Source organism: Enterococcus hirae ATCC 9790, assembly GCF_000271405.2.
Lineage (GTDB): Bacteria > Bacillota > Bacilli > Lactobacillales > Enterococcaceae > Enterococcus_B > Enterococcus_B hirae.
This window is the reverse complement of sequence record NC_018081.1, coordinates 1,758,779-1,772,233: the sequence shown is the minus strand read 5'-3', so window position 1 is coordinate 1,772,233 and position 13,455 is coordinate 1,758,779. Positions and strand designations below refer to the sequence as shown.

At 37.2% G+C, this 13,455-nt stretch carries 13 protein-coding genes and 1 riboswitch; of the genes, 3 read left to right on the top strand and 10 right to left on the bottom strand.

Features of this window, described 5'->3' with window-relative positions:
* Positions 1-242 precede the first annotated feature (242 nt).
* Positions 243-1,442, top strand: a complete 1,200-nt coding sequence (locus EHR_RS08440; protein ID WP_010718504.1) for a YdcF family protein — start codon at positions 243-245, stop codon at positions 1,440-1,442.
* Between the two features lie 62 nt (positions 1,443-1,504).
* Here EHR_RS08440 and EHR_RS08435 read toward each other — a convergent pair whose 3' ends face one another.
* From EHR_RS08435 to EHR_RS08420, 4 genes are all read right to left on the bottom strand, one after another.
* A complete protein-coding gene (locus EHR_RS08435; RefSeq protein WP_014834531.1) occupies positions 1,505-2,797 on the bottom strand; it encodes a voltage-gated chloride channel family protein in 1,293 nt (430 codons plus the stop codon).
* A gap of 50 nt (positions 2,798-2,847) precedes the next feature.
* Positions 2,848-2,915, bottom strand: a riboswitch (Fluoride riboswitch).
* Positions 2,916-2,957: 42 nt separating this feature from the next.
* Entirely contained in the window at positions 2,958-3,605 is a 648-nt protein-coding gene (locus EHR_RS08430) for a FusB/FusC family EF-G-binding protein (protein WP_010718506.1), read from the bottom strand.
* A gap of 248 nt (positions 3,606-3,853) precedes the next feature.
* Complete coding sequence (locus EHR_RS08425) at positions 3,854-4,357, bottom strand: HD domain-containing protein (RefSeq protein ID WP_010737939.1); 504 nt, start codon at positions 4,355-4,357, stop codon at positions 3,854-3,856.
* Positions 4,358-4,481: 124 nt separating this feature from the next.
* Positions 4,482-5,246: a TrmH family RNA methyltransferase gene (locus EHR_RS08420; protein ID WP_010737940.1), complete on the bottom strand. Its 765-nt coding sequence runs from the start codon at positions 5,244-5,246 to the stop codon at positions 4,482-4,484.
* A gap of 107 nt (positions 5,247-5,353) precedes the next feature.
* On the opposite strand from EHR_RS08420, the gene EHR_RS08415 reads away from it, so the two are divergent.
* Positions 5,354-5,629, top strand: a complete 276-nt coding sequence (locus EHR_RS08415; protein WP_010718509.1) for an acylphosphatase — start codon at positions 5,354-5,356, stop codon at positions 5,627-5,629.
* A 338-nt stretch (positions 5,630-5,967) separates the two neighbouring features.
* A complete protein-coding gene (yidC, locus tag EHR_RS08410; protein WP_010718510.1) occupies positions 5,968-6,900 on the top strand; it encodes a membrane protein insertase YidC in 933 nt (310 codons plus the stop codon).
* 209 nt (positions 6,901-7,109) lie between these two features.
* On the opposite strand, the gene EHR_RS08405 is transcribed toward yidC, so the two are convergent.
* The 6 genes from EHR_RS08405 to EHR_RS08380 all read right to left on the bottom strand — a co-directional run bounded on the left by EHR_RS08405 (position 7,110) and on the right by EHR_RS08380 (position 13,406).
* Entirely contained in the window at positions 7,110-8,531 is a 1,422-nt protein-coding gene (locus EHR_RS08405; protein ID WP_010737941.1) for an oligosaccharide flippase family protein, read from the bottom strand.
* Entirely contained in the window at positions 8,532-9,701 is a 1,170-nt protein-coding gene (locus EHR_RS08400) for a nucleotide sugar dehydrogenase (RefSeq protein ID WP_010737942.1), read from the bottom strand. It abuts the gene before it with no gap.
* 233 nt (positions 9,702-9,934) lie between these two features.
* Positions 9,935-11,026 (bottom strand): glycosyltransferase family 4 protein, encoded by a 1,092-nt coding sequence (locus tag EHR_RS08395; RefSeq protein WP_010737943.1) that lies wholly within the window; start codon positions 11,024-11,026, stop codon positions 9,935-9,937.
* Positions 11,027-11,037: 11 nt separating this feature from the next.
* Positions 11,038-11,664 (bottom strand): sugar transferase, encoded by a 627-nt coding sequence (locus EHR_RS08390; RefSeq protein ID WP_010737944.1) that lies wholly within the window; start codon positions 11,662-11,664, stop codon positions 11,038-11,040.
* Complete coding sequence (locus EHR_RS08385) at positions 11,657-12,775, bottom strand: DegT/DnrJ/EryC1/StrS family aminotransferase (RefSeq protein ID WP_010737945.1); 1,119 nt, start codon at positions 12,773-12,775, stop codon at positions 11,657-11,659. The genes EHR_RS08390 and EHR_RS08385 overlap by 8 nt, the downstream gene beginning before the upstream one ends.
* 1 nt (position 12,776) lies before the next feature.
* Positions 12,777-13,406, bottom strand: a complete 630-nt coding sequence (locus EHR_RS08380) for an acetyltransferase (protein WP_010718516.1) — start codon at positions 13,404-13,406, stop codon at positions 12,777-12,779.
* Positions 13,407-13,455 lie beyond the last annotated feature (49 nt).

Below are 13,455 nucleotides of genomic sequence, written 5' to 3'. Positions count from 1 at the left end.
ATGTCATTGTCTAACTTAGGAGGTGTACTTTTATCTAACAATCCTTGCTACATGCCCCAAGTTTTCCTTTTTTAGTTTTTAATTTTTCAGAACAGCTTTTTTTTCTAATTTTAGCTATAATAGTAAAGGTTGTGTCAATTTTATTGATTTTATCTTTCAATCAATCGTTTTTGCGTAAATTGGTATCAACCTAAACAAAACACGTTTTATTTCGTGTTCATTAAACGAAAGGAGTTAATTCTATGAATTTGACAAGAGACCTGACTTTCTTGGTTCTCTATGTTTTAGGGTTTACCGGTATTCTTTATTGGCGCCGTCGTCAAAGTGATCCTGCTCTGTTCTTTTATTGTGGATCTTGGACATTTATGATGATGGTCACTTACTTCATTGTTTTGGAAATTTTTTATTCCACCTTTTACTTTTTGATCCCACTTGTTTTTTTCAGTATTTTTGCATTCTCCTATTTTACTGAAAAACGCAAACTATTGAACGGGGTATTGTTTAATTTCTTTTTAATTAGTTTTGGTGGCTACTTAGTCACCTTGCTGCTTGAAACACAAAATATTTTTATTGGTGGTTTATTTGCAATAATTGCTATCCCCGTTTTGTTGATCTTGTTATTTGGCGTTTACATTTTGATCGTTTTTTTATTTTGGAACGGGTTATTAGTTTTAAAAAGAGAATCTCGCTCATTAGCCAATCTCTTAACTTTATTATTAGCAATCTTTTTGACGTTATATACTATATTTCAAATCTTCTTTATCCAATATTTCCCACAATGGTTCAATGTATTATTCACGGCTGTCCCATTGATTCTGTTTTATCTTTTTGTGGTTTTCTATAACTTTATAACCGTTTCTTTTTTGTATCAGTTCAACCGTCCACGATACAACCAAAATTACATTATTGTTTTAGGGGCTGGTCTACTCAATGGCGAAACGGTATCCCCTCTTTTAGCAAAAAGAATCGACAAAGCGATCGCCTTTTATTGGGCACAAAGTAAAGCAACCTTGAACCCGCCTATTCTATTGATGTCTGGTGGTCAAGGATCAGATGAAAAAGTGCCGGAAGCAATTGCGATGAAGCAATATGCTTTAGCTAAAGGCATTCCTGAGAGAGATATCTTGGTGGAAGCCAATTCAAAGACAACTTTAGAAAATATGCGTTTTTCTAAAGAACTCATGGATCAACAAACTGGTGGGCCATATCGAGCGATTTTCACTTCTAATAATTACCACATCTTCCGTGCAGGTCTTTATGCAAAGCAAGCTGGTTTAAAAGCGGATGGAATCGGAGCGAAAACTGCCTTTTACTACTTGCCGAATGCATTTTTGCGAGAATATATCGCCATCTTGGTTCTGCACAAAAAAAGACACTTGATCGTTGGTGGCTTAATCGTGCTATTTACCGTATTATTCGCAGCTTTGAGCATCTTTATTTAAATAAGGCATTTGGGTGCCCCCCAAATGCCTTTTACTTTTTGTAATCTTTCCTTTTGCAACAACTATTTTCGTGTTTTCGTTCTCCCTTTAGATCGCTCAGACTGTTTCTGACTTCCCATCATTGGCAGGAAAAGAATTCCCTTTTTCACTACTACTTTTTGTGCTGAATAAATTCCACTATTACCAGAACACATGAAGCTCACCAGACAGATCATAAAGAAATAACTGGCTGCTTGTCCACCGAACAATTCGATTCCCATAACAAAACAAGCAATGGGTATATTTGTTGCTCCTGAAAAGACGCCAATGAATCCCAAGGCTGCTAAAAAAGGAATGGACACATGTAAGATTGGTGCTAGAGCAGCACCTAATGTCGCTCCAATTTCAAATAAAGGAGTTACCTCTCCACCTTGATAACCAGCACCTAAAGACAAGACAGTAAATCCAAGCTTTCCAAGAAAATCATAGAAATGGGCGGTACCATTAAAGGCATCAGTTAACAAAGGCAAACTGAGCCCCAAATATCTTTGGGTTTGCAATAAGAGCGCTGCGATGACGACCACAGCTCCGCCAATAAAATTACGTAGAACTGGACTAGCCATTCTTTTGGCATACCAAGTTTTCAAAAAAACGATCGAACGACTAAATACCCAACCAATAAGACCAAAAGCAATGCCTGCAACGAATAATTTAAAGAAAAGAGATACATCCCAATTTGGAATCGTCCCCATAGGGTAATGGATATGTTTCACCCCAAAGCTTTCAGTCACAAAGTTAGCAAACAGTGCTGCAAAAAAACTTGGAAATAAGGCTTCTGTTCTAACTTTTCCAATTGCTAAAACTTCTAACCCAAATAGTGTTCCAGCCAGAGGCGTACCAAAAACGGAACTAAAACCAGCACTGATCCCGCTGATCACCAATAACTCCCGTTCCACTTTATTTAACTGAAAGAGACGGGCTAAATTTTCTGCTAAAGCGCCTCCCATTTGCACAGCTGTTCCTTCTCGTCCGACAGAACCACCAAATAAATGGGTGGTAATCGTTCCAAATAACGTTAAAGGAATCAGGCGTAAAGGAATTTTTTCTTCCCCACCATTTCCTTGATCAATCACTAAGTTATTTCCTCTACCAGAATTTCCTCCGTACTTACTATATAAAAAAGCAAAAATTCCACCACTTACTGGTAAAAGAAACAACAACCAGGGTGAAGCAAGGCGTATATTAGTAACCCATGTTAAACTATTGAGAAAAAAGGCTGATAAACTTCCCATAAAAATTCCCAATAGCAATGTGATCAATAACCATTTGATCATGTATACGACGACCCTAATTGGATCAGGTAATCGATTTTCCATCTCTTTTCCTCCTCAAAAAAAAACGCCTACTAAAAAAAGGGGTATCCCGATTCTTAGTAGGCGTCATTAGTTATCTTAAGATTAACGTTTAAAGGCGAACACCATCACCTATTCACTTCATCAATTAAAATAGCATATATTTATGAAAAATACAATGAAATTATCCTTCTTTTTTTACAATCTCAGTAAATTCATAAAAAGGAGTCAATTGGACTAAATTGTGGTTACAATGCTCACTATCATGGCAAATATAGTTTCCTTTTTTCGTATAGGTGCCATCTGAATTCGATTTTGTTGTTGCTAAAAAGAGTGACACACTCGAAGTTTTTTTACAAATCGTACAAATCCCTTTCGTGATGGTCGGGGATAAAGTCCCGCGAATACCGTTTAACTTCCCTGATTCATCATAATAAACAAGAAATTTTTTCTGGGTACCAGGATCATTCCATCCAATATAGGTGTGTTCTCTTAAATCCAAATGATTCCAATCAGGTTGTTTTAGCTTTTTCACTTTTCGGAATAATTTTTCGATTTGAGCTTTCGAAGGTTGCTCAAAAGGTTGAACTGATTCTTTTAATTCTTCTAATAAGCGTTCAGCAGTTTCTTTAGTCAAAGAAGTATCTAAGATGTTTTCTAAGAAAAGGTTCATCCTTTGTGAGGGTTCTACTAGTTCCTCTATTCTCTCCACAGCTAATGCTTGGACCGTTTCGATCGTTTTAGAATCGTTTACTGAATGATAGACTGATATTAATTGTTCGACTTCTCTTTTAATAAAATAATATTGATAAGGTTTAATTGTTTTTTCCATGACTTTGAGTCCTTTCTTCTTTCAAGTGAATGTACTTTGAAGAAAAGAACTTCAACAAAGTACGTTAGTTAAAGCTTTTCCACTCTTTTAAATAAGATCCATATGGCATCTTATCATCACCCCCTTTAATTTTGTATCAACAACTTGTTCTTGATACAAAGTAAACCGTAAAAATCATGGTTCGTCAATAAAAAAAAACCTGAGAAATTTTATGAAATTTCTCAGGAAGAATTCTTAATCACATCGTATTAAATCGATTGTTCTTTGCCGAAATATCTTTGCCATTTTTGTTTCATCGAAGCAGTCATCGGCTGTGCTGCTTCTTTCACAGCACAATATTTGTCGACAAACGTCACAATATAGCTTTCTTTATACTTAGGCGGTGCGATCGTAGCGCCCCACATATGTTTTAAAATGATATCACGCTCTAAATCGGATAGGTCAGTAATTTTTTCTGCATTTTTCACTGCGATCCTTGGATGGATATAAGCATGCGTTCCTTCATCAAATTTTGTTGTACGCCAATCATAGTAGAAAAGATCATGCAAAAGACCTGCACGTGCGGTTGCTTTTGCATTACCGCCCCATTTTTTGGCTAATTTATAACTATAGTAAGAAACACTAAGAGAATGCTCTAATCGAGTGGAGTGGACATGTTGTGTATAATTGGCTAATTTCTTCACTGCATCTGTTGCTAATAGATCTTCTACATAAGACATATATTCTTCGTCTTCACGCCATTTTTCTGTCATAATTATTGATCTGCCACCTTTTTTGAATTTCATTTTCCTTTGAAATTGATCCTAGTATATCATTAGTGTTCGGAATATCCTAGTGAGGTTCCATCAAAATGTAGAAAGCTTAATAGTTCCTTAATCATAAAGAGAAATGGTAAAGTACGATGCCTGCTGCCACTCCTACATTTAATGATTCAGCATTTCCGCGAATCGGAATATAGATATTTTTATCCGTCAAGGAAAGAATTTCGGGCCGTACGCCTTGCCCTTCATTCCCCATGACAATTGCATACTTCTCAGGAACAGTTACCTGTTCTAATGAACGAGCATCCTCGTTCAATTCCGTTCCATAGATATTAAAATTTTGTTCCTTTAAAAGCGGGATCATTTGCTCAAGGTCTGTTTGAAGTATTGGTAGATGGTAATTGCTCCCCTGCATACTTCTTAACACTTTTGTACTATAAATGTCAGCTGATCCTTTTCCTAAAACGACACCAGATAATCCAAAAGCATCTGCCGTACGAATCATTGTTCCAACATTCCCAGGATCTTGGACATTATCTAACAATAACCATCCTCCAGTTAATTCGGGCATGTTTACTTTTTCGTAGAGCATAACGGCTAAGATACCTTGGGGTGTTGGCAAATCTGATACCACAGCCATGACTTCATTCGTTACCAAGGTACAAGGGATGTCTAAATGTTTTTTAAGCCACTCCTCCCACTCTTCTAACCCTTTCTCTGTGATTAAGATTTCTTTTACTTTGGCATGAGAAGCAACTGCCTCTTCAACCAAATGGAATCCTTCGAGTAGATACTCGCCTGTTTCTTCCCGGTATTTTTTCTTATGTAGTTTTTTCAATTCTTTGATTCTTGGATTTTTTGCTGATTGGATTTCTTTCACATTTTTCACCTCACTTAATTATAGCATGAATTCGAACCTTGAACTTGTTACAACATCAAAAAATCGGTATCATTAATTTAAAAGGCAAGGAAAGAAAGGTGGATATGATGAAAAAAATCAAGATGAACGTTCAAGGACGTGTCCAAGGTGTTGGCTTTCGTTATATGACAAAAATCGTTGCCGATCAATTAGGGATCACAGGCACAGTTAAAAACGAAGAAGATGGTTCGGTGACAATCGAAGCATGTGGCGATGAGGAAACGATCAAAAGATTCATTGAAGAAGTAAAGGATTCTCCAAGTCCTAGTGGTCGCGTACAATACGTTGACTTGCAAGATAATCCGATGATGGAAGAACGAAAAAAATTTGATGTGATCGGCTAATTTACTGATTCTGAATGGACGAAACACGCAAAAGGTAGTTCTATTTACACTATGAGAAGGCTCACATGACTTTAAGAAAGTTTGACGATAAAGGACTTTTTTTAAAGAAACAACGTGCCTTCTCTCTTCTAATCGTCCCTCATTCGTTTGATCGTTTTTGCTTCTGTTTAACCGATGGCTTTTCTCCCTTTCCTTTTTGTGGTTTGACAAATAACTTTTTTATTTTTTTAAGACCATATAGGTAGGAATCTATGAATTTTCTATAAAGTAGATTGAATTGTGTGGGCTTTTTTAGTATAGTTAATTTTGTGTAAAAATTATAAAAGAGGAAGTATTTTATGAATAAATGGAAAAATTGGGTATTGGGTTCTGGCCTTGTCACAGTCATGCTTTTCTTATCTGGTTGTGTTCGTCTGGATTCAAATGGTAACCCTGACACATCAGGTATCGTGTACCGAGTATTAGTCCATCCAATGGGACAAGCGATTACATATTTAGTGGAGAACTTCAACTGGTCCTATGGTTGGGCTGTTATTTTAATGACAGTCATCGTTCGTATCATCATTTTGCCATTAGGTATTAGTCAATCGAAAAAGACAATGATCCAATCTGAAAAAATGCAAGCATTGAAGCCGCAAGTCGAAGCCGCTCAACAAAAACTAAAAACGGCGACTACTCGTGAAGAACAAATGGCTGCACAAGCTGAAATGCAACAAGTTTATCGTGAAAATGGGTTAAGTATGACTGGCGGGATTGGCTGCTTGCCTCTCTTGATCCAAATGCCGATCTTTTCAGCCCTTTATTTCACAGCTCGTTATACAGAAGGCATTCGTGAATCCTCTTTCTATGGGATCGACTTAGGACACCCTAGTTTTGTATTAGTTGCGATTGCTGGTGCTGCTTATTTACTTCAAGGATATATTTCAACAATCGGTATCCCTGAAGAACAAAAGAAAACAATGCGTACGATGCTTATCGTTTCGCCTGCGATGATCGTCTTCATGTCGATCAGTGCGCCAGCTGGAGTCACACTTTATTGGGTAGTTGGTGGTATCTTTAGTTGTTTGCAAACCTTCATTACAAATGTCATCATGAAGCCTAAATTAAAAGCTCAAGTGGCAGAAGAGTTAAAACAAAATCCACCGAAGCAAGTCGTAACACCTCGTAAAGACGTGACACCTGCGGATAGCGAACAACCAGTGAAGAAACAAGTCAAAGCACCTAAAAACCAAACAGGTCGTAACGCTGGAAAACAACAAAAACGGAAATAACTAAGCATTTCGTTTATTTCTCAAAATAGCTAAAATAAAAAAGGAAGAGAGAACGCCTCTCCTCCTTTTTTATTTTGTCCTCTGATCATTGACTATTCTTCTCTATATTGCCGAATCAATGGTTCGGATTGAATGAAAATCAGTGTAAACATTTTTCTTTTCACTAGCAGCAACCACTTTCAAGGTCTTTGACCTGTTGTTTGTCATCATTAGATTTTCTTTTTGATCCTCAATAAATCAACTAGTGGATTGACTTTGGTTATCGTTGTGATTGCGAGATAGATCGGACAAGCAATGACGAATTGGATCAGATTGGTTCGGATATTACTCGTTAAATGACCTGTTAAAAACCTGGTGATCAAACACATGATCAATCCAGCAATTATAAACATCCCGATTTTTCTTAGAGAAAAGGTAAACGTCGTCTGTTTCAGAAAAGCTCTTGTTCTTACAACTGTAACGAAACTTTCGGCGAGAATAGTTGAAAATACAACGCCCAAAAAGCCAATAGACGGCAATAGTATGAGATTTGCCACAAGATTGATGATAGCTCCAATGATTACTGAACGATTATACTCTTTAACCTGACCGATTGGCATTAGATATTGTCTAGAAATCGCCATGCCTAAAGGAACGATCACAATCAAAACCGTAAAATATGGAATAATTTGAGTGATGTAGCTAAATTTTTCGCCAAAAAACCAAGGAACGAGCTTGTCATAAACTGTCAACATCCCAAACATGATTGGAATCGAAAAAAACAATTGTAAATGAATCGTTTTTTCCATCGTGCGAACGATTTTCTCCATATTTTTTTTTGCAAAAAAACTTGTCATATGGGGAAGTAAGACGATGTCTAAGGTAGTTATGATCGTGATGAATACGGTATTCAATTGCAGAGAATTGGTAAAATAGCCCACTGCAACACTTCCTAATGTGAAACCTAAAAGGGTCTTATTCAAATTGGTATACAACATGATCGCAATTTGAGGAATAAAATAATCAAAAGAGCCCTTTAAATGACTAAGACTTTTCTTTAAATCAACTTTCGTCAAATGAATGTATTTAGGAATAAAGAACCAGACACTCACTTGTGAACAAACTAAACCTAGTCCTTGAATCAAGGTATATTTTAACGTGTCGTCTTCGTTTTTAATCAAGAAAAGAATGAGAAAAAACGTGACTAGTTGGACTACTAAATTAGCTATACTAGTTTTCTTAAAATCTTCAATTCCCATAAAAAACCAAGATACGTCAAATAATACGGCAAAAATCGCCAAGGATTGGACAAACAAATACGAACGATTATTTAATAAAGAGGCAACAATAAAGTAAACGACTATGACAATTAAGCTCGCTAATGCCTTAAAAAGCAGAATTTCCCAAAAAACTTCTGATAACGCTTCTTTCTTACGGTTGTAAGTCAAAGTTATTTCCCGGTTCCCGTACATCGTTACCCCTAGCCCCGCAAACAAAACAAAATATTGGACAATTGAAAACGTATAATTATAAAGACCGATCCCACTTGGTCCTAAAGCATTAGAAACGATTGGAATGGTAATAATCGGAAGAATGATTTTCGTCAGTTGAAACAAGCTCTGATAAAAAAAATTTTTGGCTATATTTTTCATTTATTCATCCCGACTAAAAATATCTCTCGTATAGACTTTTTCGATCACATCTTTTAATTGATGGTCCATCCGATTTGAGACGATCACATCCGATAGTTGTTTGAATCGCGCAAGATCCGAAACGACAGGCGCATGATGAAATTCTTCAACAGGTAACGTTGGCTCATAGACAACCACCGAAACTCCTTGTTCCTGGATTCGTTTCATGACTCCTTGAATCGATGAATAACGGAAATTGTCTGAATCGGCTTTCATCGTTAACCGATAGATTCCCACAGTCTTAGGCTTTTGGGCTAAAATTTGTTCTGCAATAAAATCTTTTCTGGTTGTATTTGCTTCAACGATCGCTTGGATAAGATTGTTAGGCACATCGGTATAATTTGCTTTCAACTGTTTCGTATCTTTTGGCAAACAATACCCTCCATAACCAAATGAAGGATTATTGTAATGAGAGCCGATACGTGGGTCCAGTCCGACGCCTTCAATGATTTGTTTCGTATTTAAGCCTCGTATCTCCGCATAACTATCCAATTCATTGAAGTAAGCCACACGCAACGCCAGATACGTATTTGAGAATAACTTGATTGCTTCCGCTTCTGTTGAATGAGTCAATAAAACTGGGACATTATCTGCTTGCGTATTCTTTTTGAACATATTCGCAATCTCTGTCCCTCTATCTGAACATTCTCCTACAACAATGCGGGAAGGATAAAGATTATCGTACAATGCTTTACCTTCACGTAAAAATTCTGGTGAAAAAACAATATTTTCTGTTTGATATTTTTTCTTTAATTCGGCCGTATACCCTACTGGTACCGTGGACTTAATGATAAATTTTGCTTCTGGACGAATGGCGAGAGCTTGTTCAATGATGCTCTCAATCGATGAGGTATTAAAATAATTTTTCTTTTCATCGTAATCAGTGGGTGTGGCAATAATCAAATAATCACCAAAAAGAACCGCTTCTCGGAAATCCTTAATAAATTCGATTGCTAGGTCTTCTCTTTGAAGAAAATTATGTACTTCACGGTCTTCAATTGGTGACTCCTTCTTTTGTAGTCGTTCGATCTTTTCTGCTACGATGTCATAAGCTTTGACATTCTCATGCTGGCTAAGTAATAACGCATTGGCTAGCCCTACATAGCCTAGGCCGAAAATTGATACGTTCAATTGGTTTCACCTCTATAATTAGTTTTATTAACATAAAAAACACAAACTGGAACGTTATTGGTAGTTCTTCGTTTCATTCGCTTTATAAAAAACAAAGCCATTTACTTTTCCTTTGAACCCAGGCTCATTTCGTCAGTCACTCTTACAAATAATCAAAACATTCTTGAGGTTAAGAGCTTTTCACCTCATTTTCCCTGTTTAAGTGCTTTTTTTATTTTGTGAAATTCCTTTAGTTATAAAGTTTCATAAAGTTCTGCTACTTGATTGATGATTACATTTTCGCTGAATTGTTGGATATGAGCAGCAGCGTTCTCGGAATATTTTGTAACAGGTAACGTTCCAGCAAAAAAATCTTGAAGAATATTCACTAGTTCTTCTGACTCTTTGACATCAAACAATTTTCCTGTGTTCTCATCATAGATCAGATCTTTATTGCCTCGTATATTTGAAGCGACTACCGGTAAACCAACGCTCATAGCCTCCATGATCGATACGGGCAATCCTTCTCTTAAAGAAGGAAAGAGAAATAGATCACTCATTTTCATGATCTGAATAATATCCTTACGATATCCGAGTAAACTGACTTTCTTTTCCAAACCTAAAAATTTAATTTTTTGTTCCAGCGTTTGTTTCAAAGGCCCCGTTCCACAAATAAAATAGTGGAAATCTTGGTCTTTAAATGAAGCGAGTGCATGAATCACCAGTTCGTGGTTTTTGTTTTTATTCAATTCACCGACTGAAAGGAGTACTTTGGTTGTTGGCTGAGCTAGTGAAAGTACCTTACTTTTTAGCCGTTTATCAACCAAGGTTTTCTCGAACTTTTCGACTTGGATTCCAACCCCCTGAATCAAATGAGTTTGTGTTGCTTTAAATTTTTGTGAAGCAAGCAAATAATCTTCCTGATTAATGGTAATAAGCTTACTTGTATAACGAGATAAGTATTTTTCAACTGGGTAATAGACGAACCAATTAAGCATAGGGGCTCCTTGATAAAAGTGAAACCCATGTGCCGTATAGTAGATAGGAATATTGATCCGCTTACAAGCAAGTCTTGTCACCATCGAAGCAACTGGCGTATGCGTATGTACGATATCGATATTCTCTTCTTTGATCAGCTGTTTGATTTTCTTATAGGCTAAAAGATTGCTTTTAGCTAATGGATTCCTATTGAATGGTATTTGAAATACAGGTATTTTTTTATCAGAAAAATAAGATGCCAACGGTTGTTCAAGCGCACATGCCACACTCACTTCATGTCCATTTTTGATTAGTTGATCAATATGAGGGATTAAAAAAGCATTGAGTGTATTGGAGATCGTCGTCACATATAAAATTTTCAGTATGGTTCATTCCCTTCAAATTTTTCACTTGTTGGTCCAAAATTTGAGCTAATCCCTTCTTGTTTGAACACCTTAAGAACTGTTTGTAACAAGATCCAAACATCTTTGCCAAACGAATAACTTTCAACGTACAAACAATCATACGTAAACTTTTCTTCCCAACTGATCGCATTTCTACCACTGACTTGGGCCAATCCGGTCAAACCTGGGCGAATGTTGTGGCGTTTTCGTTGCTCTTCATTATAAAGTGTCAAATATTCTACCAATAATGGACGAGGACCAACAAAAGACATTTCGCCTTTAAAGATATTCCAAAGCTCTGGCAGCTCGTCAAGGCTAGTCGCTCTAAGTAGTTTGCCGAATTTTGTTAGACGAACTTCATCTGGAAGATACGCGCCATGTTGATCTTTCTCGTCTGTCATCGTGCGAAACTTGTACATAAAAAATAATTGTTCATTCTTCCCTGGTCTTGTTTGCTTAAAAATAACCGGTGAACCTAGTTTAAATCGAACACACCCTGCAAGTATGAGCATCAGTGGTGCAAGCAAAAGCAATAAAAGACCTGAGAAAAAAAGATCGAACGCACGCTTTCCAAAAAGTCGATAAAAGGTTGGTTTACTCATAACGCATCACTCGCTTGATCGTTGCAACGACTCTATTTAACTCTTCATCCGTCATTTTAGTATCTGAGGGAAGACAAACTCCAGAAGAAAAAAGCGATTCTGCAACTTCACCGCCAATAAAATCAAAAGAGTCAAAAACAGGCTGTAAGTGCATCGGTTTCCAGACAGGACGTGCTTCGATCTGTCCTTTTTCCAATTCTTCAATCAAATAAGATGGATCTATTCCTTCTAAACGAATGACACTCAACCAATAGTTAGGTTCGTTCCAAGAGTTTTCCGGCATAAATTGTATATTAGGAAACTCGGACAATTCTTCTTGATAAAATTGATAGATGGCACGCTTCTTTTGGATTCTTTCATTTAATACTTTTAATTGACCACGTCCGATTCCTGCTAATATATTGCTCATACGATAGTTATAACCGATTTCTAAATGTTGATAATGACGTTCATTTTCACGAGATTGAGTGGCCCAAAATTTGACTTTTTCGATTTTTAAAGGATCGTCAGAGATCAATGCTCCCCCACCTGAAGTTGTGATGATCTTATTTCCATTGAAGGAATAAATCCCATAGTCTCCAAACGTTCCTGTATATTTACCTTGGTAAGTCGTTCCTAATGATTCGGCAGCATCTTCAATCAACGTCACTTGATATTCTTGACAGATCTGCATGATTTCAGCTAAGTTTGCAGCTAATCCATATAAGTGAACGACGATCACCGCTTTCGCTTTTGGATATTTTTCTAAAGCTGCGCGTAAATGAACAGGACTCATATTCCAAGTTTCGGCATCACTATCCACAAAGATTGGGGCGGCTCCTTGATAAAGAATCGGGTTGACCGTAGCTGCAAAAGTCAAGGATTGACAAATCACTTGATCTCCTTTCGTGACACCTGCTGCCTTTAATGCTAAATGAATCGCTGCCGTACCTGAAGAAAGCGCAGCAACATGCTTGGCTCCCACATGATCTGCCAGTTCTTGCTCAAAACCATCGACATTGGCACCTAAAGGGGCAATCCAGTTCGTATCAAAGGCTTCTTTGACAAACGCTTGTTCATAGCCTGCTTCACTCATATGGGGCGAAGCTAATAATATTCGCTTTTTTCTCACATCAACTCCACCTTTCAATTATCTTTGCTGGTACCCCCACCCATTTTGAATGATGAGGGATATCTCTGATGACAACACTGCCAGCCCCAATAATGTTACCATCACCAATCGAACGTTCTTGAATAATCTTTGTACCGACACCCAGTTCATTTTTATCTCCTAAAGTGACTGCTCCCGAAATATTGACATTAGGAAAAATGGCATTGTAACTACCTATAATGGAGTCATGACCGATTGTTGAACCAATATTGATCATATTGAAGTCACCGATTGAAATATCTGCAGTATAGGTCGTGTAAGGCATCAATATGTTCCCAATGCCCAGTTGAACATTTAAGCCAATCAATGCGCTAGGGGCAAACAAATTTGGAAAAAGCAAGTGAGGGTTTTGTCGTAACTGTTCATAGATGTTTTCTTTGACCGTCGGAGCCGCAATCCCAAGAAAAACTGCCATTGGTGTTTTGACTTGAAGCAAGTCAGCAATTTTGCCAATCACAGGTTTTCCTAGAACATCGCTTTGCTCACTTTTACGATCATCGACAAAACCGACCCACTGATACTCATTTTGTTGTTGGAGCAAAAAAGCAATTTCTTTACCAAACCCACCTGCTCCTACTATTATTGCATCCACTCGCTTTCTCCTCTCGTTTCTTTTTTTGATGGTCAAACGTTTTTTTACA